Origin of the sequence: Exiguobacterium sp. s43 (assembly GCF_018617255.1) — a bacterium.
Lineage (GTDB): Bacteria > Bacillota > Bacilli > Exiguobacteriales > Exiguobacteriaceae > Exiguobacterium > Exiguobacterium profundum.
On the sequence record NZ_JACSJT010000001.1, the window covers coordinates 929874 to 953394 of the forward strand.

General features: G+C 47.7%; 23 protein-coding genes. 22 read left to right on the forward strand and 1 reads right to left on the reverse strand.

The window, feature by feature from the left end:
- Positions 1-20: 20 nt before the first annotated feature.
- From dnaJ to KNO79_RS04760, 3 genes are read left to right on the forward strand one after another with little or no spacing between them, the layout of a single operon-like run.
- Complete coding sequence (gene dnaJ, locus KNO79_RS04750; protein ID WP_012726665.1) at positions 21-1127, forward strand: molecular chaperone DnaJ; 1107 nt, start codon at positions 21-23, stop codon at positions 1125-1127.
- An 18-nt stretch (positions 1128-1145) separates the two neighbouring features.
- On the forward strand, positions 1146-2084 hold the full coding sequence (gene prmA / locus KNO79_RS04755) for a 50S ribosomal protein L11 methyltransferase (protein ID WP_078147163.1): 939 nt from the start codon (positions 1146-1148) through the stop codon (positions 2082-2084).
- 3 nt (positions 2085-2087) lie between these two features.
- On the forward strand, positions 2088-2837 hold the full coding sequence (locus tag KNO79_RS04760) for a 16S rRNA (uracil(1498)-N(3))-methyltransferase (protein WP_214690740.1): 750 nt from the start codon (positions 2088-2090) through the stop codon (positions 2835-2837).
- 47 nt (positions 2838-2884) lie between these two features.
- Here the strand turns inward: KNO79_RS04760 and KNO79_RS04765 are convergent, their stop codons facing one another.
- Positions 2885-6541 carry a S8 family serine peptidase gene (locus KNO79_RS04765; RefSeq protein WP_214690741.1) on the reverse strand — a complete coding sequence of 1219 codons (3657 nt, stop codon included), beginning with the start codon at positions 6539-6541 and terminating at the stop codon, positions 2885-2887.
- 308 nt (positions 6542-6849) lie between these two features.
- Between KNO79_RS04765 and KNO79_RS04770 the strand changes: the two genes are divergently transcribed.
- The 19 genes from KNO79_RS04770 to glyS all read left to right on the forward strand — a co-directional run bounded on the left by KNO79_RS04770 (position 6850) and on the right by glyS (position 23507).
- The gene (locus tag KNO79_RS04770; RefSeq protein WP_214690742.1) at positions 6850-7473 is read left to right on the forward strand and encodes a class I SAM-dependent methyltransferase; all 624 of its coding nucleotides are present in this window, start codon (positions 6850-6852) and stop codon (positions 7471-7473) included.
- Between the two features lie 16 nt (positions 7474-7489).
- Positions 7490-7957: an S-ribosylhomocysteine lyase gene (locus KNO79_RS04775; RefSeq protein ID WP_012726660.1), complete on the forward strand. Its 468-nt coding sequence runs from the start codon at positions 7490-7492 to the stop codon at positions 7955-7957.
- A 1-nt stretch (position 7958) separates the two neighbouring features.
- A complete protein-coding gene (locus KNO79_RS04780; RefSeq protein WP_196430878.1) occupies positions 7959-8897 on the forward strand; it encodes a PLP-dependent cysteine synthase family protein in 939 nt (312 codons plus the stop codon).
- Entirely contained in the window at positions 8863-10020 is a 1158-nt protein-coding gene (locus tag KNO79_RS04785) for a bifunctional cystathionine gamma-lyase/homocysteine desulfhydrase (RefSeq protein WP_074036592.1), read from the forward strand. The genes KNO79_RS04780 and KNO79_RS04785 overlap by 35 nt, the downstream gene beginning before the upstream one ends.
- Before the next feature lie 107 nt (positions 10021-10127).
- A complete protein-coding gene (gene rarD / locus KNO79_RS04790; RefSeq protein ID WP_074036593.1) occupies positions 10128-11006 on the forward strand; it encodes an EamA family transporter RarD in 879 nt (292 codons plus the stop codon).
- A 79-nt stretch (positions 11007-11085) separates the two neighbouring features.
- Positions 11086-11751, forward strand: coding sequence for a deoxyribose-phosphate aldolase (gene deoC / locus KNO79_RS04795; protein WP_012726656.1), 666 nt, complete (start codon positions 11086-11088; stop codon positions 11749-11751).
- Positions 11752-11825: 74 nt separating this feature from the next.
- Positions 11826-12020 (forward strand): 30S ribosomal protein S21, encoded by a 195-nt coding sequence (gene rpsU / locus KNO79_RS04800; protein ID WP_029334745.1) that lies wholly within the window; start codon positions 11826-11828, stop codon positions 12018-12020.
- Between the two features lie 33 nt (positions 12021-12053).
- Positions 12054-12503 (forward strand): GatB/YqeY domain-containing protein, encoded by a 450-nt coding sequence (locus KNO79_RS04805; protein ID WP_074036596.1) that lies wholly within the window; start codon positions 12054-12056, stop codon positions 12501-12503.
- 134 nt (positions 12504-12637) lie between these two features.
- A complete protein-coding gene (locus KNO79_RS04810) occupies positions 12638-13150 on the forward strand; it encodes an NfeD family protein (RefSeq protein WP_031423231.1) in 513 nt (170 codons plus the stop codon).
- Entirely contained in the window at positions 13147-14133 is a 987-nt protein-coding gene (gene floA, locus KNO79_RS04815; protein WP_012726653.1) for a flotillin-like protein FloA, read from the forward strand. Before KNO79_RS04810 ends, floA begins: the two co-directional genes overlap by 4 nt.
- Positions 14134-14138: 5 nt before the next feature.
- Positions 14139-14558, forward strand: a complete 420-nt coding sequence (locus tag KNO79_RS04820) for a hypothetical protein (protein WP_196430876.1) — start codon at positions 14139-14141, stop codon at positions 14556-14558.
- A 121-nt stretch (positions 14559-14679) separates the two neighbouring features.
- A complete protein-coding gene (locus tag KNO79_RS04825) occupies positions 14680-15651 on the forward strand; it encodes a PhoH family protein (RefSeq protein ID WP_074036604.1) in 972 nt (323 codons plus the stop codon).
- Positions 15652-15694: 43 nt separating this feature from the next.
- Positions 15695-17782 carry an HD family phosphohydrolase gene (locus tag KNO79_RS04830; RefSeq protein WP_012726650.1) on the forward strand — a complete coding sequence of 696 codons (2088 nt, stop codon included), beginning with the start codon at positions 15695-15697 and terminating at the stop codon, positions 17780-17782.
- Positions 17760-18236, forward strand: a complete 477-nt coding sequence (gene ybeY / locus KNO79_RS04835) for an rRNA maturation RNase YbeY (RefSeq protein WP_074036606.1) — start codon at positions 17760-17762, stop codon at positions 18234-18236. The genes KNO79_RS04830 and ybeY overlap by 23 nt, the downstream gene beginning before the upstream one ends.
- Positions 18233-18580: a diacylglycerol kinase family protein gene (locus tag KNO79_RS04840; protein WP_214690743.1), complete on the forward strand. Its 348-nt coding sequence runs from the start codon at positions 18233-18235 to the stop codon at positions 18578-18580. The genes ybeY and KNO79_RS04840 overlap by 4 nt, the downstream gene beginning before the upstream one ends.
- A 30-nt stretch (positions 18581-18610) precedes the next feature.
- Positions 18611-19519 (forward strand): GTPase Era, encoded by a 909-nt coding sequence (gene era, locus KNO79_RS04845; RefSeq protein ID WP_012726647.1) that lies wholly within the window; start codon positions 18611-18613, stop codon positions 19517-19519.
- A gap of 3 nt (positions 19520-19522) precedes the next feature.
- Positions 19523-20272 carry a DNA repair protein RecO gene (gene recO / locus KNO79_RS04850; RefSeq protein ID WP_074036609.1) on the forward strand — a complete coding sequence of 250 codons (750 nt, stop codon included), beginning with the start codon at positions 19523-19525 and terminating at the stop codon, positions 20270-20272.
- Between the two features lie 294 nt (positions 20273-20566).
- Positions 20567-21460 carry a glycine--tRNA ligase subunit alpha gene (glyQ, locus tag KNO79_RS04855; RefSeq protein ID WP_196431848.1) on the forward strand — a complete coding sequence of 298 codons (894 nt, stop codon included), beginning with the start codon at positions 20567-20569 and terminating at the stop codon, positions 21458-21460.
- Entirely contained in the window at positions 21453-23507 is a 2055-nt protein-coding gene (gene glyS / locus KNO79_RS04860) for a glycine--tRNA ligase subunit beta (protein WP_196430875.1), read from the forward strand. The genes glyQ and glyS overlap by 8 nt, the downstream gene beginning before the upstream one ends.
- The last annotated feature ends 14 nt before the right edge of the window (positions 23508-23521 follow it).

Genomic DNA, 23521 nt, shown 5'->3' on the forward strand with positions numbered 1-23521 from the left:
TGAGGATAGGAGCGAGAATAGTGGCGAAACGAGATTATTATGAAGTGCTCGGGCTCGACAAGTCGGCCTCAGCACAAGACATCAAGCGGGCATATCGAAAATTAGCCCGTCAATATCACCCGGACATCAACCAAGAAGCAGATGCTGCCGACAAGTTCAAAGAGATTGGTGAAGCGTATGAAGTACTCTCAGACGAACAGAAACGGGCCCAGTATGACCGATTCGGTTTCGAAGGGGCCAATCAGTTCGGCGGTGGAGGTGACTTCCAAGGCGGCTTCGGAGATATCTTTGACATGTTTTTTGGAGGCGGTGGGCGCCGTCAAGATCCGAATGCACCACGTCGCGGTGAAGACTACCAGTACGTCGTCGATCTCGACTTCATGGAAAGTGTCACAGGTAAAACAGAGACGATTGAACTCGAAATCGAAGTAGAATGTGACACGTGTATGGGAAGCGGAGCAAAACCGGGCACGAAACCGGAAACGTGTAACCGATGTGGCGGTAGCGGCGTCGAAACGGTCGAACAGAACACGATTCTCGGTCGTATGGTCAATCAGCGTCCATGTAGCCAGTGTCACGGAAGTGGTAAGACGATTAAAGAAAAATGTCCGACTTGCCATGGTTCAGGTCATGTGAAGAAGAAACAAACAGTCGAGGTCAAAATCCCAGCCGGTATCGATAACGGTCAACAGATTCGTCTCTCTGGTAAAGGTGGTCCAGGCGTGAACGGTGGTCCAGCAGGAGACTTATACGTCGTCGTTCGTGTCAGAGCACATGAGATCTTTGAACGTGTCGACCAACACATCGCAATGGATATGCCAATTACATTCGCCCAGGCTGCTCTCGGTGCGGAAATCGAAGTACCAACAGTTCACGGGAATGTGAGCTTGAAAGTACCTGCAGGGACACAAACCGGTTCGAAATTCCGTTTACGCGGTAAAGGAATGCCGAGTGTTCGTGGTGGTGCAAATGGTGACCAGTATGTCAGTGTCATCGTGATGACGCCGAAAAACATGACAGACCGTCAAAAAGAGTTACTGCGTGAATTTGAAGAAATTAGCGGAGAGTCCGGTGTCGAAGAGGAACATGGCATGTTCCAAAAAATGAAAAAGTTCTTTAGTCACTAAAAGGAGTGTGTACGAACGATGAAATGGTCTGAAATTTGTGTCCACACGACACAACTTGCGGTAGAAGCAGTATCCAATTTACTACACGAAGTGGGGGCACAAGGTGTCGTCATCGAGGACGTGGAAGATTTCGACAGAATGATGGCGGAGGACCATTTCGGAGAAATTTGGGACGTTTCGGATCGTGAAACGTATCCAACTTCTGGCGTACACGTCAAAGCGTATGTCCCGGCCTCAGGTGATTTTCAAGATTTACTTTCGAATCTTAAAAAAGAAATCGAACGACTTCGCACGATGCTCGACATCGGATCTGGAGACGTCACGGTCGCTGAAATCGATGAAGAGGACTGGGCACACTCTTGGAAGCAGTATTATAAGCCGGTAAAGATTTCGCAACAACTAACCATCGTTCCTTTATGGGAAGAGTACACCCCGCAGCCGGAAGAGAATGTGATTTTGCTTGACCCGGGTATGGCGTTTGGCACAGGAACGCATCCGACGACAATGCTCTGCATTCAAGCGATTGAGAACTACATCCAGGAAGGTGACCGTGTCATTGATGTCGGTACAGGATCGGGTGTATTGTCGATTGCAGCAGCAAAACTTGGTGCAACGAAGGTAAAGGCACTAGACTTAGACTCGGTCGCAGTCGAAGCTGCTCGTCAAAACGTTGAGACGAACGGAGTGGGCGAACTCGTTCAAGTGGACACAGGTGATCTTCTGAAAGGTGTGGAAGGCGAGTACGATTTAGTCGTAGCGAACATTCTTGCTGACGTCATTCTCCTTTTCATCGAAGACGCCTATGCACGTACGAAGTCAGGTGGGCGCTTCATCACCTCTGGAATTATCGGAGAGAAGCGGGCTGAAGTGACGAATGCTTTGGTCGCTGCTGGATTTGAGATTGAAGAGACGCGCGTGATGGAAGACTGGGTCGCGATTATCGCCAAGAAGGGGTAAGTTATGCAACGTTATTTTTTGACAAAAGAAGCCTTTAAAGGCGAAACGGTGACCCTTCCTTCAGATGTGGTCCACCACATCGGTACAGTCTTACGACAAGGTCCTGGATATGAGATGGTCCTGTTGGATGGTACAGGTGTTGAGTATGCCTGTGTCGTGACATCGCTTGAGAAGAAGAGCGGGGAAGCGAAAGTCACGTCATCGCGACAGGCGACGACTGAGTTGCCAATCGAGGTGACTTTGGCGTATGCACTCCCGAAAGGGGACAAAGTCGAGCTCGTCGCCCAAAAAGCGACGGAGCTTGGCGTTCACCATCTGTTGCTGTTCGAATCAGCGCGCTCTGTCGCCAAATGGGATGGAAAAAAAGCTCCGAAAAAAGTGGAGCGGATTCAAAAGATTATGCAAGAAGCGGCTGAACAATCCTATCGTGCCGTTGTACCGACGTGTTCCTACATCTCTCCGAAAGAGCTTCATCAGAAAATGGAGGGCTATGATGCCGTCATCATCGCGTATGAAGAGTCGGCAAAAGAAGGGGAACAGTCTGCTTTCGCACAACTGTTGACTCAACTGAAACCGAAACAACGCGTTCTCGTCATCACGGGACCTGAAGGTGGATTCGATGTGAATGAAATCAATCAATGGACTCAGGCTGGAGCGACTGCATGTGCATTTGGACCACGCATTCTTCGGTCTGAAACGGCGCCGCTTTATGCATTATCTGCGATTTCTTTCGCGCTTGAACTCAACAAATGACATGAAAAACGGATGACCTGATTGAGGTCATCCGTTTTTTGTATCGCTTATTTTTTGTTAATTGTAATTACTTTTTTCGTGACGTTCCCGGCAAGGTCGGTCACTTCGAACGTGAAGGTATTCTTTCCTTTCGCTGTCACTGGAAGTGTGATTGTTCCCGTGCGTGAGAATGCACGCATCGCGTATGGTTCTTTCAACGTATAGTTCCATTTCAAGTCCCCGTTGACCCGAAGCTTGATTTCGTCGAAGTTATCCTTTACTTGAACTTTCACGTTTACAGACTTCTGTTTAGCCGATACGTTCTTCGGTACGTTTGTCACCGACAATGTTGCTTTCGTAGAGTCGACAAAGATTGGACGGACGAAGTTCGTCACGTTCCCAGCAGTGTCTTCTGCGACAAAGCGGACTTTGTGGAAACCATCCTTATATGTGCGTGTCGTATTGAACGTATATTGTTTCGCTGACGCGTCATATTTGAGTGGTACGTCGACCCCGTCTACCGTGAACGATGCGATTTCAGAGGCATCCTTGATTTGACCGATCAATGGAACGATGGATGTACCGTAAGGAGACAAGGCGAGTGGTGCATCGACAAAGATACCAGGTTTGGCCGCATCATTTTCTGTTGAAACATTTCGAGTGATCACGTTCCCGGCATTGTCTGACACACGAACTGAAAGCTGATCTGTAGTCTCGAGCGGCTGTTCAAGTGTGAAGTTCGCTGAAGCTTTCGCTTCTTTTGCCACGACTTTCCCGTTGATGAGGAATTCGATACCGTTGATTCCAGCAAAGTCATCCGACGCTTTGACGCTTGCTACGTTGTCGTCCCAACGAAGCGTGAAGCGTGGGTCTGTGTAATCTACTTTGACAGGAATGCGCATCGTTTGAGCTTGTTTCTTCATGTAATCGATGCTTGCTTCGATTTCATAGTAATATGTGCCTTTTGGCGCCATCTTCCCATTCAATTTTCCGTCCCAAGCGTTATCCGCTGCGTAATAGTAATAATCACCACTTCCGCCATCGAAGTAGTTCTTTCTCAATTCGTCTTCCATCTTGAGGGTGCGAAGGACGTTCCCTTTCTCATCTACGACGCGATATTTGATGTCTTTCGCATTGCGTAATAGCGAGAAGACTGGAGTAGCCGTATCTTTCGACCCGTCTCCGTCCGGTGAAATGGCAACCGCTTCGCTAGCCACAGATTCATCTAGTTTTTCACCTAAGTAGTTTCCTTCTGCATCCACCAATCCAGAGACGCCATAGAATGCGCCTTCTCCATAGATTGTCTCGTCAAAGATCGGCGCTTTGCCCCAATCCCCTTCAAATCCGACGATTGGAACGACGAGAGATGGATGACCGTCTGTACCGCGCGGATCAGTCAAACGAAGGAATCCGTCGACGAAATAGCCGTTCTCAAAGACAGATTTAGCGGATACAGTGCCTTCCAATGTTTCAGGATTCAACACTTTTGCTTTCGAGACATCGATTGAAACGTTAATTTCCTTCTTCTGTTTTGCTTTCAACGTGACTTTACTTGTGTTTGATCCGTTAATTTTAATGATCGCTTGTTGAAGTGCTTGCGCTTCCATCGCATTTTGAACGATTCCGTCTTTGTTTTTGACAGCGAGATCCGTTTGCAACGATGCGGCTACATCATAAGTTAACGATTCAGTCGACGTGTTCTCGACGACGATCGTGAACGATGCTTTGCTCTTCGACAACTCTTTTAAAGCGACTTTTGCTTCTTTTGTCGACTTCTCATATGCGACAGCAGGAGAGGTGACGGCTGCATGCAATTGCATTAGACCTGCTCCGGCCCGACGTGGTGAGTATGGGAGTGATTGTTTCAATTCTTGGTTATAAGGTCCGATATCTGTGACAGGCTTCGACGTGTTGAGTAACAAGTTTTTCGCCATCGTGACACGTGCTTTTCCACTCAATTTGAAGTCACGGTCCACACGCTCAAGGACGAGGGCCGCCCCTCCGGCAACGTGTGGTGCTGCCATCGATGTTCCGCTCATCAACCCATATTGGTTATCGTTGAACGTAGAGAAAATTTGGCCACCTGGAGCAGAAAGCTCTGGCTTGAAGTCAAGGTTCGGTGTGACGCCCCACGATGTGAAATCAGACATCGCACCGGCTGAACGGTTATTGACACTGATGCGGTCACCGGCAAACGTCACTTGAAGCGGAGCGTCTGCTAACTTGTCTTTCAGTTCATTCCCGTCCTGGATGCTGAGTGAAGCCATCGGAATTTGAGGTTGATCGAGAGCCATCGAGACATAATCGCCGTGCCCGACCGCACCACGTACGATGACACCTGCTGCGCCTTGCGCTTCAGCTGTTTTTTGGATCTGCGAGTAGAAGTAACCGCCGTCGCGAACAGCAAGGACGAGTTTTCCTTTTACGTCTTTTCCTTCATAATTCTCCGGTTGTCCGTCTCCGACATATACGATGTCGTATGTTCCTTCTTTGAAGGCAGGACCGTCTTGTTTCTTCCATCCAATCTTCTCATCACCGACTCTGAAAGCATCCAATTGAATTTGATCGTTCTCAAGAGAGGCGACCGATGTAGATGCTTGACTGACACTCGGCGCCCCAACGACGCCCGTATCTGGGTTTGAAGCAGTTGGCAAGTCAAATCCGTGACCGAAGTATGCGGAGTTCCCAGCAGAAATCGACATAAAGATGCCGTTGTCGACAGCACGTTGAACGGCTTGTTGCTCTGGAGAATCGGCATCGACGAAACCGGCTGTTGATCCGAGGCTCATGTTGATGACGTCAGCACCGAGTTTAATGGCATCATCAATTGCTTTGATGTAGATATCTCCATATGTAGACGCATAGTTCGGGTCGTTACTGAATACTTTCAATCCCAAAATTTGTGCTTCCGGTGCGACACCTTTGATCCCACCGTTTTCTAGGTCACCGTTTGCGGCAACTGTACCGGAAACGTGCTGTCCGTGCATTGAAGCGCCAGGTGAATCATCTTTGATGTCATCGTTCTCATCGTAGTAGTTATATGCGTATGGAACTTTCTCGTTGACGTATTCGCCTGGGAGACCGAACGATGTGATGGCTTGATTGACTTCTGATTGAGTCAACTCTGCCGTTTTAGCGTCGGTGATCTTATAATCCCGGTGCTCAGGGTCGATTCCAGAATCGATGACAGCGACGACAGTACCTTCTCCGGCAAATCCGTAATCTCCCCACGTTTGTTCGGCTTGAACCATGCCGTTACTCGTGATCATATCCGGTTTGACTTCAGGGCGCTCGTACTCGTTGACAATGTGAACGGTCGCCACTTCAGGTAATGCTTCGACTTTGGCGATTTCACTTGTAGATAAGAATGTAGAGAAGCCATTAAAGACGGTCGTGAACTCTTCAATCGGTGTAGCGGTTACGCCTTGTTTCTTCAAGGCAGACTTGGCACGTTTTTGCTCCGATTGAACAGATTGTTGTGCCTTATTTTGCTCTGATTTCGACAATTCATTAAATTTCTTCCCTTTTTGAGCGGCTTCGGCAATGGCAGGATCCCCGACGAGCTCTACAACGACCCGAACTTTTTTCTGTTTTTTCTCAAGAACCAATTTCGGTTTAACGGAAGCTTCTGCTGAAACAGAAGTTGTTCCAGCTTGAATCAGTGCAGGTGACAAGGCGATACATGTGGCGAGTGAAGCGTTTAAATAGATTTTTTTTCGTGACAACGTATGGACCCCCTAAAATTTGTTATTACCTGTAAATAATAAAGCATAGACTTACATTGAGAATTATCATATCGCTATTCAGATAAAAAAGAGTGGATTTATTTGTAAAATAGGTAAGTGTTTTTGCACAAATTTTAATGTTCTGACAATTACTAAAGACCTAACACATAAGACCTATATCCAATTGCATATGATGCGTGAATCTAGCGAATGACTTGAAATGAATAAAAAAACCTGTTAATGTAACGTTAAAGTTAAATACCAATAAAACATATCAAATTAGTAAGAATTAAGATTGGGGTAGCGATATGAACTTACCATTCATGGACATCTTTAAGGATTGGGCAAAGGATTATGATACGACGGTCGAGGGGCATGATGAGCAATATCACGAAGTCTTCATCGGTTATGAGCAAATGCTCGATGAGGTTGCCCTACATGTCGAAGGAAGGGTACTTGAGTTTGGTGTCGGAACAGGAAACTTGAGCAGTCGAATTATAAAAGGGCATCCGTTGATTGCGATTGAACCGTCGCCGGAAATGCGACAAATTGCTGTTGAAAAGTTGGGGATTGAAGTACTCGAAGGTGATTTTCTCCGATATCCGAAGTTATCACATGTAGATACGATCGTATCGTCATATGCTTTTCACCACTTGACAGATTCTGAAAAGGCCACGGCCATTGGTCGATATGTCGAAGACTGGGAACACCCGAAGTTCGTGTTGCTTGATACGATGTTTGAGTCACCAGCAGCTCGTCAGGACATCATCGATTGGGCGACTGCGAAAGGGTACTCGGACCTCGTCGAAGATTTAAATCGTGAATACTATCCATATACGTCAACGATTCGTTCCATGTTAGAAGCGAACGGATACAACGTGACGATGACGCAGAAAAACAAGTTTGTCTGGCTCGTAATAGCCACTAAATAACGAGGAGGAATTACTCATGAAAACATATAATGTTGAAAGTTTTAACTTGGATCATACGAAAGTACAGGCGCCGTTTGTCCGTTTAGCTGGTGTGAAAGAAGGGACGGCTGACACGATTTATAAATACGATATTCGTTTCATTCAACCGAACGAAGGACTCATGCCGATGCGCGCGGTTCATTCACTTGAGCATTTGATTGCCGAGAACAGTCGCAATCATTCCGAAGACATTGTCGATATCTCACCGATGGGTTGCCAGACAGGTTTCTATTGGACAATGCTCAATGATGGGAACTACGAACGAATGCTTGACCTCGTGGAAGCGACGTTGCGTGATGCGATGAACGCTGAGGAATTGCCTGCGCAAAACCCTGTTCAATGTGGGAATGCGAACCATCATGATTTCGAAGGTGCCAAAAAATTAGCGGCAGACATGCTCGCAAAACGTGATGAATGGCATATCGTCTTCAAGGACGAGGCATAAGATGATTGTCCGTGACGTCTATGAACTCATCGGAGACACACCGCTTATTGAACTTCGAACGCTTCCTATACCAGCGAATGTCAAAGTGTACGGAAAGCTCGAGATGATGAATCCAGGTGGGAGTGTCAAAGACCGACTCGGGATGAATTTGATTGAACGGGCGATTGAGCGTGGCGATGTGGCACCTGGTGGAACGGTGATCGAACCGACAGCAGGCAATACGGGAATCGGGCTTGCGCTCGCTTGTCAGCGATTCGGAATTCGACTCATGACGGTCACTCCTGAAAAATTCAGTCAAGAGAAGCAGGCATTGATGCGACTGCTCGGGGCCACCGTCGTCAACACGCCGACGGAACTCGGCATGAAAGGCGCGATCGCACATGCTATTGAGTTGGCCAAAGAACATGACGCCTATGTCCCAGAACAGTTCTCGAACCCAGATAACCCGGATGCTTATGTCGACATCCTTTCACATGAGTTGTTGAAAGATGTGCCACAAATTGATGTATTTGTAGCGGGAGCGGGATCAGGAGGCACGTTCACCGGTGTCGCCAAATCATTAAAGCCACTTGGGACGAAAACTGTCGTCGTGGAGCCGGTCGGTTCCATTATGAACGGCGGTGAACCAGGACCACATAAAACAGAAGGAATTGGCGTCGAAAAATGGCCACCATTTCTGGAGAAGTCTTACGTCGATGCGATTCATACCATCACAGATGAGGAAGCCTTCTATTACGTGGCACATCTAGCGAAACAGGAAGGCTTGCTCATCGGTAGTTCTTCAGGGGCTGCCATTGCAGCATGTGTAAAAGAAGCGAATCAATTGACGGAAGGCACGATTGTCACCATCTTGCCTGATAGCGCAGAACGATATTTAAGTCAAGGAATTGTCAAGGAGGCAGAACATGCGTACAAAGACAGCACTCATTCACGGCGGTAAAACGACGGACCCGTTGACAGGGGCCGTCACGCCACCGATTTATCAAACGAGCACGTATAAGCAAGACGGGATTGGCAACTTGCGAGAAGGGTACGAGTACTCACGATCAGCAAACCCGACTCGGACGGCATTAGAGACATTGATTGCCGACATCGAAGGCGGCGTGCAAGGATTTGCATTCGGATCTGGGATGGCAGCCATCTCGACGGTGCTTATGTTATTGAAATCTGGAGACCACGTCATCGTCGGGTCTGATGTATATGGAGGAACGTACCGTGTATTCAATCGAGTATTTCAGTCACGAGGCTTGGAAGCAACTTTTGTCGATACATCCGATGAAGCAGCGGTTCGGGATGCGCTTCAAGCGAACACGAAAATGATTTATGTCGAGACGCCGACAAATCCTCTCTTGAACGTGACGGACATTCGGGCGATGCGTACGATTGCCGATGAAGCAGATGTGTTACTCGTCGTGGACAATACGTTTATGACCCCTTACTTCCAAAATCCGATTGATCTTGGTGCAGACTACGTCCTTCACAGTGCCACGAAGTACTTAGGTGGACATAGTGACGTCGTAGCGGGACTTGTTGTCGCACGTACGGAAGAGCAGGGCGAGGCCTTGGCGTTCCTTCAAAACTCTGTTGGCGCAGTCCTTGGACCACAAGATAGCTTCCTTGTTGTACGGGGAATCAAGACGTTGGCTGTTCGGATGGAAGAGATTGAATCGAATGCACGAGCATTGGTTGAATTCCTTCAGTCGAACGAGTCTGTATCACGCGTGCTCCATCCAAGTGTATCCAGTGAGGAAGCGAAGCGGATTCATTTATCGCAGGCACGTGGATTCGGTGGGATGATCGCATTTGATGTCGGTTCAGCGGAAGCGGCAGAAATGATGGTAGCGAAGACGAAATACTTCACGCTCGCAGAAAGTTTAGGAGCGGTTGAGAGTTTGATCAGTGTTCCGGCACGCATGACACATGCCTCGATTCCAGCCGAACGCAGAGCGGAACTTGGCATCACCGATGGGCTCGTCCGTATTTCGGTCGGACTTGAGGACATTGATGACTTGATCGAAGACTTGGCACAAGCATTAACAGCAATTGAACAAGTGAAACAATAAACGGTCAGGGCGCGATTTCGCGCCTTTTTTTCATGAAACAAAAGTCTTGTATCGGGAGTCTTTCATCGACTAAACTGTCTTTAACTTGTAAGGGAGCGGGTGAACGTGTGAATAAGGGAGTATGGACGACAATCGGGGCGTACGTCATGTGGGGCGTCCTTCCGATTTATTGGAAATTTTTGCAAGAAGTACCGAGCGGTCAAATTTTAGCACATCGAATCGTTTGGTCATTTTTATTTATTCTGCTCGTTCTGAGATGGACAAATCAGTGGAAAGAGTTCGGTTACGCACTTCGACATCCGGCTACACGAAACGCATTCATGTTGAACGGATTCATCGTCAGTGCCAACTGGTTTGTATACATATGGGCTGTCAATCACGGATATATCATTGAAGCTTCTCTCGGGTACTACATCAATCCTCTCGTCAGTATGGTGTTAGGGGTGCTCGTCTTTCGGGAATCATTAAATCGAGTCCAATGGATGGCCGTTGGGATTGCATCAATTGGCGTCCTCGTCTTGACGTTAGGATACGGCACGTTCCCGTGGATTTCATTCGTCTTGGCGAGTACGTTCGGATTCTATGGAATGGTGAAGAAACGACGTCCTCTTGCTTCTACGGTCAGCCTAGGAATTGAAACGCTGGCGGTGGTCCCGGTGGCATTGCTCTTCCTCGGAAATCAAGTTGTCACCGACAATATTGCGTATAACATGTCGCCTGTCATTTGGATCGCCCTTCTTGGAACGGGCGTGGTCACGGCGTTACCTCTTCTCCTATTTGGGTACGGGGCACAACATATCCCGTTCACGCTTGTCGGGTTTCTTCAATTTATCGCACCGACACTTAGCTTGATTATCGGGGTCGTCATGTACCATGAACCGTTCACGGCATACCATGTCTTTGCCTTCACCTGCATTTGGCTCGCTATTTTCTTCTTTAGTTGGAACAGTTGGGTCGTCGCTCGTAAACGTCGTCAGTTGATTTAGATTTGAAAGCTGTTACATCTCATCAAAACATGGTAATATGTTAGATGTCAGACTTATTTGTCAGAGGAGGAAATGAATCATGGAATTAGCCCGTTATATCGACCACACAGCTTTAAAGGCTGAAACAACAAAAGATCAAATTACAACACTTTGTGCAGAAGCGCTCGAATACAAATTCGCAAGCGTTTGTGTCAACCCGACATGGGTCAAATATGCAGCAGAACAACTCAAGTCAGATGATGATGTCAAAGTATGTACAGTCATCGGTTTCCCACTTGGTGCAAACACACCTGAGGTAAAAGCATTTGAAACAAAAGATGCGATTGCCAATGGAGCAGATGAAGTAGACATGGTCATCAACATCGCAGCACTCAAAGATGCTGACTACGATCTCGTAGAACGTGACATCCGTGCGGTTGTCGAAGCGGCAAACGGTACACTCGTCAAAGTCATCTTCGAAACATGCATGCTTACAAAAGAAGAAATCAAAAAAGCTGCCGAACTTTCAGTGAAAGCTGGAGCAGACTTCGTCAAAACATCGACTGGTTTCTCGACTGGTGGCGCGACAGTTGAAGACATTCGCCTCATGCGTGAGACGGTCGGACCTGACATCGGCGTAAAAGCTTCAGGTGGCGTCCGTGACTTCGAAGGTGCGAAAGCGATGATCGATGCTGGTGCGACACGTATCGGTGCTTCAGCAGGTATCGCGATTGTCACTGGTGGACGTTCAGACAGCGACTATTAATAAGTGGTTGACCACACGACTTAATTTCACTATAATATGATATGACGTGTGAAACACGTTTCCTTAGTCGTGTAATTCGGAGGGAGGGAAAACTAGTGGAAACTCGTGTCCGTAAAAACGAATCGCTTGAAGACGCTCTTCGTCGTTTCAAACGCGGTGTTTCGAAAGATGGCACACTTGCCGAAGTTCGTAAACGTCGTCACTACGAAAAGCCAAGCGTAAAACGTAAATTGAAATCAGAAGCTGCGCGTAAGCGTAAGAAATTCTGATTCCAGTTTCATTTGTAGAGAGGGTGTTGGCTCATGAGTCTTCAAGAACGCTTGACGGACGACATGAAGCAAGCCATGCGCGCGAAACAAAAGGATCGTCTTACGACAATCCGGATGGTCAAAGCGTCGCTCCAAAATGAGGCTATCAAACTAGGTCGTCAAGATCTTACCGAGGAAGAGGAACTCACGGTGCTCAACCGAGAGATGAAACAGCGCAGAGACTCCCTCCGAGAATTCGAAAGCGCTGGTCGTGAAGACCTTGCTTCCAAAGTAGCAGAAGAGATTGTCGTCCTAGAAGCCTATATGCCTGAACAACTTTCAGAAGATGAAGTGACCGCCATCGTCCAAGCAGCAATTGCTCAAACGAATGCAGCCGCTCCATCAGATATGGGTAAGGTGATGGGCGTCGTCATGCCGCAAGTCAAAGGCAAGGCAGACGGTGGTCTTGTGAACCGAATCGTCAAACAACAATTGACGAATTGATGAAAAAAGCAGTTACTTTTCGGGAAACCGAAAGTTTCTGCTTTTTTTTGCGTATTCTGAAACCACATTCAATCTTGTTTCGTATACACTAGAGATAGGAGATAGCTTTGAATTTGGAAGGGGGTAGCAAGACGATGACATTTGGTCTCGGAGTGATTCTGACAGTCTTTTTTGTCGGAGTCGTCCTTCTTGGAATTGAAGTGTTCGTAGCAGGGTTTGGATTGTTCGGTTTGCTTGGGATCGGAGCCGTCGTTGCGAGTTTGATTATGGCTGGTGCGACGATCGGTCAACTGTGGCTATCGATTGGTCTCGCGGCAGCGGTGCTAACAGGTCTCGGCTTTTGGGCATACCGCCGCTTGAGTACGAATCGTCCGCTCATTTATAAAGGGTTGATTTTGACGGATTCGACATCGACTGAAAAAGGCTACTTGTCCCACGAAGATCGAAAACAACTTCTCGGCAAAGTGGGAGTCACCTTGACACCACTTCGCCCAGCAGGTACTGCCGAAATCGACGGAGAACGACTTGATGTCGTGACGGAAGGTGGCTATCTCGATCAGCAGACAAAAATTCAGGTTTATAAAGTGGATTCTGGACGGATTGTCGTTCGAAGCTTTGTAGAACCGAAGGAGGATGTAACAGAATGACACCAGAATTACTGACAACGTTACTCATTACAGGTGGAGGATTGATTGCACTTGCCGTATTCTTCACGTTCGTACCGGTCGGACTATGGATCAGTTCGTTTGCAGCGGGCGTCCACGTCTCGATCTTCACATTGATTGGAATGCGCCTTCGTCGCGTTATTCCTTCGAAAATCGTGAACCCGTTGATTAAAGCGGTTAAAGCAGGAATTGAATTAAACACGAACCAACTTGAAAGTCACTTCTTGGCTGGTGGTAACGTAGACCGCGTTGTGAACGCATTGATTGCGGCGCACCGTGCGAATATTGAATTGTCATTCGAACGGGCTGCTGCCATCGATTTGGCAGGACGTAACGTGCTCGAGGCTGTACAGATGTCAGTTAACCCGAAAGTCATTGAAACGCCATTTATTGCGGGTGTCGCGATGGATGGGATTGAAGTGAAGGCGAAAGCACGTATTACCGTACGTGCGAATATCGATCGTCTCGTCGGTGGTGCGGGGGAAGAAACGATTATCGCCCGTGTCGGTGAAGGGGTCGTGTCGACAATCGGTTCACAAAACAACCACAAGCACGTACTAGAGAATCCGGATATGATTTCACGGACTGTCCTCACAAAAGGTTTAGATTCAGGAACAGCGTTTGAGATTCTTTCGATCGATATTGCCGACATCGATATCGGTAAGAACATCGGCGCGGTCTTGCAGACGGACCAAGCAGAAGCAGATAAGAAAATCGCTCAAGCGAAGGCGGAAGAACGTCGCGCGATGGCGATTGCACGCGAACAAGAAATGAAATCTTCAGTAGAAGAAATGCGTGCGAAAGTTGTCGGTGCCGAAGCGGAAGTCCCACTCGCGATGGCAGAAGCGTTACGAAACGGAAAGCTTGGTGTCATGGATTACGTGAACTACTTGAACGTTCAAGCGGATACAGAAATGCGAAAAGCGATTGGGGCACCTGTCGATTCTGAATCAGATAATGAGTGATTGATATGGATGGACTATGGGTACTCTTGTTAGCCGCCTTCGGAATTGCCTCGGCAGTGATGAAACGGCTCGAAAAATCATCGTCCTCTGGAGACCGTCCTCAAAGCAGTGAACTGAAACGCTATTTGGATTCGGTAGGGGACGTCATGAAAGAGATTGAAACGGCATTCGATGACTCGGACGAAAAACCGACACCACAAAAGGTGAGGCGTCGAGTCGCTCGAACGGTAGAAGAACGACCGGCTCCACGTGAACGTCATGTCGAGATGCCGAAAGTGAGCGCGCAATTCGAACAAGCGGTTAAAATTCCACCGATTCAAAAGGAAAAGAAACCGAGACAACTGAACGTTTCACAAAAGCGAATGCGGGAAGCTGTCATTTGGAGTGAGGTATTACAACCTCCTATCTCGAAACGGAAGAAGTGAACAGAAGGCAGTGACGTCATGTTACTGCCTTTTGCGCGTGGAAAATTACGCGGTCTTTCTTTCACGATAGGCGTGATAGTGCTAAAGTAAAAGAGGAATAACCGATTTTAATGAGGGGGCAATGCATCCATTGATTATGACTGATAAAATACCATTCGTCATGGAACATGCGAACGAAGCACAAGCTTTACTCGGACCGAAAGATGAAGTGTTCCAGGCGATTGAAACAGAATTGAAAGTGGCACTCATCCCAAGGGGTGAGGAGTTGATTATTCAAGCCGATACACTTGAGGCTCTTGAATTAACGAAACAAGTGATCATCACCTTGCAGACGTTAGTGAAAAAAGGTGCACGTCTAAATGAAAGTGATGCCATTAGCGTCATCCAGCACATTCAAGTCGGAAAGGGAGATGAACTGCTCGAACATTATGAACGAGTTGTTTTTACGACGAATAAGGGGAAACCGATTCGTGCCAAGACAGTAGGTCAAAGCCGGTATGTTCGTGCGATTGAACGACGTGATCTCGTCTTTGGTATCGGACCAGCCGGAACAGGAAAGACGTACCTAGCTGTCGTACTTGCGGCGCGTGCCTTAAAAGAAGGGCAAGTCAAACGGATCATCTTGACGCGTCCTGCCGTTGAAGCGGGAGAGAACCTTGGATTTTTACCGGGAGATTTAAAAGAGAAAGTGGACCCATATCTCCGCCCATTATACGACGCCCTATTTGATGTGTATGGCGTGGAACAGACGAACCGTTTGTTAGAACGGGGCACGATTGAAGTGGCTCCGCTCGCTTATATGCGTGGACGCACGTTAGAAGATGCGTTCGTCATCTTGGATGAGGCCCAGAATACAACAAAAGAACAGATGAAGATGTTTTTGACGCGACTCGGTTTTGGATCGAAAATGGTGGTCACAGGGGATTTGACCCAAGTCGATTTACCGAAAGGCAAGGCATCGGGGTTACAGGAAGCGTTACGCCTGTTAGAAGGCGTGGATGGTATTCATTTTGAACACTTCAGTGCGTCTGACGTCGTCCGTCATCCGCTCGTTAAGAAAATCATCAACGCCTATAGTACGGACCTCACTTAAATGTACGTGTGAGGTCACCAGATCGTGAAAAGGGGGGGCACGAATGCAGCAAGCTAAAAACTGGACAGTCGCGACCATCTCGTTGATTTTCTTTCTCTTATTAGGCGCCATTCTATACTTTACCGTGCGCCCATCCATCATCAGTGTGGAACCGCTTGGGATTGCCGAACAGGATATTCGGTCTCCGATCACGGTTGAGGACCGTGTTGCGACCGAACGATTGAAACAAGAAGTGACAAATGGTGTCGGCAGTCAATTCTCCTTGAGAAAAGAATTTGCAGACCAACAAATCGCTAAAGTCGAGCAGTTGTTCGCAGCATTCGACCAAACGGATGAGGAGACTGAACTGGCGGATATTAAAAACCGTCTAAATTCTACAGAGGCGAACGGTGTATTAGCTGATGAAGAGTTGAATTCGTTGCTTGAAGCGAGTGAAGATACCCGACAAACGGTAGAAGATGTCACAGTCACCGCGTTACAACAAGTGATGGACGACCGGATTGAAACGAGTAATGAAGCGGTCGCTGCGGCTCGAGACCGAGCAGCAGCGATTATCGATCAATCGCCGCTCTCGTTTGAGTTCCGCGCCATTTCGAAAACGTTAAGCGATGAACTCATCGTACCGAACTATGTATTTGACTCTGAGGCGACCCGTCAAAAAGAACAAGAGGCCGTCGATGCTGTCGATCCTGTCATCATTCAAGAAGGACAGTTACTCGTCAGTCAAGGTGAGGTGGTGACTCGAGAGATATATCGGAAATTAGAGCTATCTGGAGCCATCGATCCGAATCGTTCCCTTGCACCATTATTCGGGTCATTCTTGCTCAGCGCATTGTTGACCGGTGGGTTTCTATTCATGCTCATCCGCTCGAAAATCAAAGACCTGTTACTGAGTCCGAAAATCTTAGTGACGGTCTATGGCTTGCTACTTTTACAACTCGGCATCTTTTTTGGTGTCGGATATATCGGTGTCGATTTTACGACATATGCCTATATTTTAGCGCCGACAGCGTTCGTCGTATTGCTTCTACGCATCTTGATCGATGAACGAGTTGCGCTCGCCTCGGCCTTCATTACGATGATTGCCGGGAGTGTCGTTGTCACATTCGGACAGAGCACGAATTTCATGACGCTCGTGTATGTGGCGACGGGTAGTTTTCTAGCTGTCTTTTTAGTTGAACCGAAAATTCAGCGGAAGCGACTATTCTTATCAGGGGTGTTGCTCGGTTTCGTCAACATCATCATGGTCATCGCGTTACTCTTACTTCGGAACGTGCAAGTTTCCTGGGAAATGGCGATGTATCTTTCTGGATTTGCCGTTATTAGCGCCTTGCTCTCCATTGTCTTGACGTTTGGCTTCCTGCCATTTTTGGAACCGTGGTTTGGCGTCTTGTCTTCTGGTCGACTTGTAGAATTGATGAGTCCGACGCATCCGCTGCTGCGGAAACTTTTAATGGAGGCACCTGGTACGTATCATCATAGTATGATGGTGGCGAACTTGGCAGAGTCCGCATGTGAGGCGATTGGCGCAGATGGTCTTCTCGCACGTGTCGCAAGCTATTATCACGATCTTGGGAAGACGGAGCGTCCCCTTCATTTCATTGAAAATCAACAAGGTGGCGGGAATCCTCATGATCGCTTGACGCCTGAAGAATCGGCAGACATTATTATGGCTCATCCTTATGACGGAGCGGATCTGTTGCGACGTTATAAGTTACCGAAAGAAATCATCGATATAGCAGAGCAGCATCACGGAACGTCTTTATTGAAATATTTCTACGTTAAAGCGAAGGAAGATCCTGATAAAGAGGTGTTAGAGTCTCGTTTCCGCTACCCAGGTCCAAAGCCACAATCGCGCGAGGCTGCCGTTGTCATGATCGTCGATTCAATCGAAGCGGCTGTCCGCTCGCAGAAACAACCGACGCCAGAAAAAATCCGAATGCTCGTTCGAACAATCATTCGCGACAAGTTGGCGGATGGGCAGTTCGAAGAATGTGAATTGACGACGAAAGAAATTTGGCGCGTCGGAGAGAGTGCGTGTGAGACACTGACCGGCTTGTTCCACGAACGAATCGAATACCCAGAATTAAAGAAAGAGGGAGAATTACATGCAAATCATCTCGAACGATGAACATGAATTGTTAACTACATCTCAAATCGAGCTCGTCGAGTCGATTTTACAACATGCCGCCCAACTAGAAGAGGTGGAAGAGCCGAGCGAATTGTCGGTCACGTATTTAACAAATGCGGAAATCCATGAAGTGAACCGAGAATGGCGAGGCAAAGATGCCCCGACCGATGTCATCAGTTTCGCATTTGATGAGATGGGGGATGACGAGATGGATTTCATGCTCGATGAAGATGAGCCACATCTTCTCGGTGACCTCGTCATCTCGGTAGAACGATGCCGAGAACAGGCAGCTGACTATGGTCATTCGTTTGAGCGGGAGCTCGGCTTTTTAGCAATTCATGGATTCCTCCATCTACTTGGGTATGATCATATGACACCTGAGGAAGAAGCGGAGATGACGGCAAGGCAAGAAGAAGTGCTCACTCATTTTGAGTTGAAGCGAGGCAACGTGTGAGACCGTTCCGTGTGGCATGTGAGGGAATCCTCCATGCCGTTCGTTCGGAACGGAACATGCGACTCCATCTCCTGTCGGCTTTTCTCGTATTCGTCTTTTCCATCTGGTTACAGCCGACAAGACTCGAGATTGTCATCTTGTTCGGGTGGGTGATTGCCGTTATTAGCATGGAAATGATGAATACGGCAATCGAACGAACGGTTAATCTCGTGACAGAAGACGTCCATCCACTCGCGAAGCAAGCGAAAGATGTTGCCGCAGGAGCCGTTTTAGTTACTTCACTTGGTGCTGCCGTAACGGCGCTCATAATATTCGGTCCACGGCTATGGAACATGCTATACTAATAGTTCTGAAATAGAGAAAGCAGGTGCATTATGTATCAAGAAGATTTTAAATCCGGATTCGTCTCGATTATCGGACGACCGAACGTCGGGAAATCGACATTCTTAAACCGTGTGATCGGACAAAAGATTGCCATCATGTCGGATAAACCACAAACGACACGAAATAAGGTGCAAGGTGTGTACACAACCGATGATTCCCAAATCATCTTCATCGATACACCAGGGATTCATAAACCGAAACACCGTCTTGGCGACTTCATGATGAAAGTGGCGACGAACGCATTACGCGAAGTTGATGCGATTCTCTTCATGGTGAACGTGACGGAACCGCGTGGAGCTGGCGACGACTTTATTATTGAGAAACTCAAAGGGCTCGACACACCGATTATTCTCGTCATGAACAAGATCGATTTAATCCATCCAGATGAACTTCCGAAAGTGATTGAACAATATACGAACGAATTGGATTTCGCGGCGTACGTCCCGATTTCGGCGCTACAAGGCAACAACGTCGAACCGCTCTTAGGTGAGATCAAGAAATTGTTGCCTGAAGGACCGATGTATTATCCGGCCGATCAAGTAACGGACCACCCGGAGCGTTTCATTATCTCAGAGATGATTCGTGAGAAAGTGTTGCATAAGACACGCGATGAAGTCCCTCATTCGATTGCTGTAGCCATCGAATCGATCAAGAAACGTGAGAACTCTGAGATGATTGATGTCGAAGCCGTAATCATGGTGGAGCGTGATTCGCAAAAAGGAATCATCATCGGAAAAAAAGGGGCTATGCTTCGTGAAATCGGAACAGACGCGCGCCATGATATCGAAGCGCTTCTCGGGACTAAAGTTTATTTGAACCTATGGGTAAAAGTGCAGAAAGACTGGCGTAACAAGATGGGTCAGCTTCGTGACCTCGGTTTCCGCGACGACGAGTATTGAGCCATGTTACAAAAAGTCACGGGAATCGTCGTTCGTACCGTTAATTATGGGGAATCGAATAAAGTCGTGACATTGTTTACAGAGGAACTTGGCAAAGTCGCGATCATGGCACGGGGCGCAAAGAAACCGGGTAGCCGGTTTCACGCCTCGAGTCAGCCGTTTGTGGAAGGTGTCTATATCTTTCCGTCTAGCCGAGGACTCGCTCAGTTAAAATCATCTGACGTCATGACGTCTTATCCTGAAATCCGAAAAGATGTCGAACGGATGGCATATGCGATGTATTGGTTAGAACTTGTTGATCGATCTGTCGAGGATCGTGTCCAAAATCGTCCATTGTTTCGAATATTACGGGATGCCTTGCAGGCACTGAATGCGGGCATGGACGCAGATGTCATCACGCACTATGTTGAATTACGTATTTTGCATCTATTAGGCGTCGCCCCAGTCTTGACGGGATGTGTGCGCTGTGGAGATGTGACGGATCCCATGTACTTCTCTGTCGCGTCCGGTGGCTTTTTATGTGCGCGACATCCAGAAGAAGGTGTGATCCGGCTGTCCGAAAGATTGGCGAAACTACTTTATTTGATGAGTAAGCACGAATTGTCAGAGTTTCGGAACGTTCCGCTATCGGATGAGTCCAGAGTCCTTTTGCGCCTGCTCTTTGATGCTTATATGGAATCGTATAGTGGACTACGATTGAAGACGAAACGGGTGCTCGATCAAATGATTCGACTTCATCTGAATGAGGATTGACTTTTTATAGTGAATTCGATACGATGATGTACGATTAGACAAATGAAATAGCGTGCGCGATGAAGGAAAAAAGTAACTCTTCCTGTCATGAATGAAGCGAGTCCGGGGCGGTGTGAGCCGGGTATCATGAGAAGAGCGAATGGCGATTCCAGAGCGCCCACATCTTTTAAGAGTGGTCCCATTATTGGGGCAAGTAGGGTGGAACCGCGGGAATCAATCCCGTCCCTATGTGCTAGGCACATAGGGGCGTTTTTTGTCGTTTCAATACTATTGGAGGTGTCATTAATGAAGCACATGACAGTGCAAGAAATCATTCTCACGCTACAAAACTTTTGGGCGTCAAAAGGTTGTTTGACGATGCAGGCGTACGATGTGGAAAAAGGGGCCGGGACGATGAACCCGATGACATTCCTCAGAAGCCTTGGGCCAGAACCGTGGAACGTCTGTTATACCGAACCGTCACGCCGTCCAGCTGACGGTCGTTACGGAGAAAACCCGAACCGTCTTTACCAGCACCATCAGTTTCAGGTGATCATGAAGCCGTCACCAAACAACATTCAAGAGTTGTACTTGGAGAGTCTTGAACTGATTGGCATCAATCCGCTTGAGCATGACATCCGTTTCGTCGAAGATAACTGGGAAAACCCGACGTTCGGAGCAGCAGGTCTCGGTTGGGAAGTTTGGTTGAACGGAATGGAAATCACGCAGTTCACATACTTCCAACAAGTCGGTGGAATCGAGTGTGACCCGATTGCCGTGGAAATCACATACGGACTTGAACGCCTCGCGTCATACATTCAAGAAGTAGAAAGTGTATTCGATCTTGTCTGGACAGACGGATTCAAATACGGTGACATTTTCTATCAACCAGAATTTGAACATTCGAAATATACGTTCGAATTGTCTGACGTCGACATGTTATTCACGTTATTTGATACGTATGAGAAAGAAGCGAAGCGTGCGCTTGAAGAAAACCTTGTCTTCCCTGCATACGATTACATTCTAAAATGTTCGCACACGTTCAACTTGTTGGACGCAAAAGGCGCCATTTCTGTGACGGAACGTACCGGCTTCATTCAGCGTGTCCGGAACATGTCACGTGCGTGTGCCGCTAAATTTATTGAAGAACGGGAACGCCTTGGATTCCCACTTTTGAAACAAGAGAAAGCAGGTGACTTGAATGCGTGACCTTCTGTTAGAGATTGGATTAGAGGAACTGCCGGCTCAATATGTCTTGCGTTCAGAGAAACAGTTGGCGGAACGTGTTGACGCGTTCTTAAAAGAGGCGCGTGTTGATTTTGGCTCAATCGAAGTGTACTCGACACCACGTCGTTTGGCTGTCATCGTTCGTGATGTGGCTGAAACGCAACAGGATTTGGCAGAAACTCTTCGTGGACCTGCCAAAAAGATTGCACAAGATGCGGAAGGTAACTGGTCGAAGGCGGCACAAGGTTTTGCACGTGGCCGCGGATTGACAGTAGAAGATCTCTATTTCGCAGAAGAAAAAGGAGTCGAGTATGTCTTCGCGGAACGCCATGAAAAAGGACAAGAGACGCTCTCGCTATTGAACGGTCTTGAAGATGTGGTCCGTAGCTTGACGTTCCCGAAAAACATGAAATGGGGAACGAGCAGCCTACGGTATATGCGTCCGATTCGTTGGTTGATCGCACTCTTTGGTCAAGACATCATCGACTTCACAATCGAAGGCGTGAAAACGAATAACGTGACGCGTGGGCATCGTTTCCTCAGTAAAGGGGACGTGGTCATCTCATCACCTACCGAATATGTCCAGACATTAGAGTCTGCTTTTGTCATGGCGAACTACGAGATGCGTAAAGCTGAAATCGAACGTCAAATTCAAGAGCTTGCAACGAAACAAGGATGGACGATTCCACTCGACGCCGACTTGCTTGAGGAAGTGACAAACTTAGTCGAATGGCCGACCGCTCTCTTCGGGGAATTTGATGAAGCGTACCTCGACTTGCCTGAGGAAGTATTGATCACAACGATGAAAGAGCATCAACGTTATTTCCCGGTCTATCTCGACGGAACATTGAAAAACTATTTTGTGACCGTACGAAACGGGAATGCCGAGCATCTTGAAAATGTGGCGCGCGGTAACGAGAAAGTCATCCGGGCCCGTCTTGCGGATGCCGTGTTCTTCTATGAGGAAGACAAAAAGACGAAAATCGATGATCAGCTCGGACGTCTCGATCGCATCGTCTTCCATGAAAAATTGGGAACGACTGGTGCGAAAGCGCGTCGTGTGACGAAAATCGCTCAGGAACTTGCACCGTTGTTCGAGGCAGACCTTGAAAAAGTAAGCCGTGCCGGTGCCATTCATAAATTTGATCTCGTGAGCCAGATGGTATACGAGTTCACAGAACTTCAAGGAATCATGGGTGAGAAATATGCACTCCAACAAGGTGAAGACAAGGAAGTGGCAGCGGCAATCCGTGAGCATTACATGCCACGCTTTGCTGGGGACGCTTCTCCAGAGACGGCAACGGGTGCCGTTCTTGCCCTTGCCGACAAATTAGACTCGATTGCAGCATTCTTTGGCATCGGGATGATTCCGAGCGGTTCACAAGACCCGTTCGCGCTTCGTCGCCAGGCCCAAGGTGTCGTTCAGATTCTTGGAGATTGGAAGATTGATCTCTCAATCGACACGTTGCTTTCAAAAGTTGTCGAATTACAACTGGAAGCAGGACTCTATGAAGCCGATAAAGAACAAGTTAAGGCACAACTAGATGAGTTCTTCAAATTGCGCTTGAAATATCGCCTGCAAGAACAGCAGGTTCGTTATGATGTGATTGACGCCGTATTGACGACCTCATTGACGGTTGTGCGACTCGATGCTCGCGCAGACGCGATTCAAGAATTTGTATCGACGGATGCGAAGGCGTTGATTGAGCAATTGTCGCGCGTCGTGAACATTTCGAAAAAAGGTGAAGCGGGAGATGTCGATCCTTCCTTGTTTGAGAACGATCATGAGATTGCATTGCATGATGCGATTGAACAGACCGCTCCTGCAACAGCCGAAGCTGTCGAGATGGGAGATTACAAGAAAGCGCTCGACCTTCTACAACAACTCGAATCACCGATTATGATGTACTTCGAACACACAATGGTTATGAGTGATGATGAGGCGGTCCGCCAAAACCGTCTCCATGAAATGAACCGACTTGCAACGACGATTAAGCGTGTCGCAGATTTCAACGCGCTCGTACTCTAAACAAACTAGAGGGG

Bases quoted from the DNA above. Each gene is read 5' to 3' on its own strand.
- prmA (WP_078147163.1), top strand. From the start codon at position 1,146: ATGAAATGGTCTGAAATTTGTGTCCACACGACACAACTTGCGGTAGAA.
- KNO79_RS04760 (WP_214690740.1), top strand. From the start codon at position 2,088: ATGCAACGTTATTTTTTGACAAAAGAAGCCTTTAAAGGCGAAACGGTG.
- KNO79_RS04770 (WP_214690742.1), top strand. From the start codon at position 6,850: ATGAACTTACCATTCATGGACATCTTTAAGGATTGGGCAAAGGATTAT.
- KNO79_RS04775 (WP_012726660.1), top strand. From the start codon at position 7,490: ATGAAAACATATAATGTTGAAAGTTTTAACTTGGATCATACGAAAGTA.
- KNO79_RS04780 (WP_196430878.1), top strand. From the start codon at position 7,959: ATGATTGTCCGTGACGTCTATGAACTCATCGGAGACACACCGCTTATT.
- KNO79_RS04785 (WP_074036592.1), top strand. From the start codon at position 8,863: ATGCGTACAAAGACAGCACTCATTCACGGCGGTAAAACGACGGACCCG.
- deoC (WP_012726656.1), top strand. From the start codon at position 11,086: ATGGAATTAGCCCGTTATATCGACCACACAGCTTTAAAGGCTGAAACA.
- KNO79_RS04805 (WP_074036596.1), top strand. From the start codon at position 12,054: ATGAGTCTTCAAGAACGCTTGACGGACGACATGAAGCAAGCCATGCGC.
- KNO79_RS04810 (WP_031423231.1), top strand. From the start codon at position 12,638: ATGACATTTGGTCTCGGAGTGATTCTGACAGTCTTTTTTGTCGGAGTC.
- floA (WP_012726653.1), top strand. From the start codon at position 13,147: ATGACACCAGAATTACTGACAACGTTACTCATTACAGGTGGAGGATTG.
- KNO79_RS04820 (WP_196430876.1), top strand. From the start codon at position 14,139: ATGGATGGACTATGGGTACTCTTGTTAGCCGCCTTCGGAATTGCCTCG.
- KNO79_RS04825 (WP_074036604.1), top strand. From the start codon at position 14,680: ATGCATCCATTGATTATGACTGATAAAATACCATTCGTCATGGAACAT.
- KNO79_RS04830 (WP_012726650.1), top strand. From the start codon at position 15,695: ATGCAGCAAGCTAAAAACTGGACAGTCGCGACCATCTCGTTGATTTTC.
- ybeY (WP_074036606.1), top strand. From the start codon at position 17,760: ATGCAAATCATCTCGAACGATGAACATGAATTGTTAACTACATCTCAA.
- era (WP_012726647.1), top strand. From the start codon at position 18,611: ATGTATCAAGAAGATTTTAAATCCGGATTCGTCTCGATTATCGGACGA.
- recO (WP_074036609.1), top strand. From the start codon at position 19,523: ATGTTACAAAAAGTCACGGGAATCGTCGTTCGTACCGTTAATTATGGG.
- glyQ (WP_196431848.1), top strand. From the start codon at position 20,567: ATGACAGTGCAAGAAATCATTCTCACGCTACAAAACTTTTGGGCGTCA.
- glyS (WP_196430875.1), top strand. From the start codon at position 21,453: ATGCGTGACCTTCTGTTAGAGATTGGATTAGAGGAACTGCCGGCTCAA.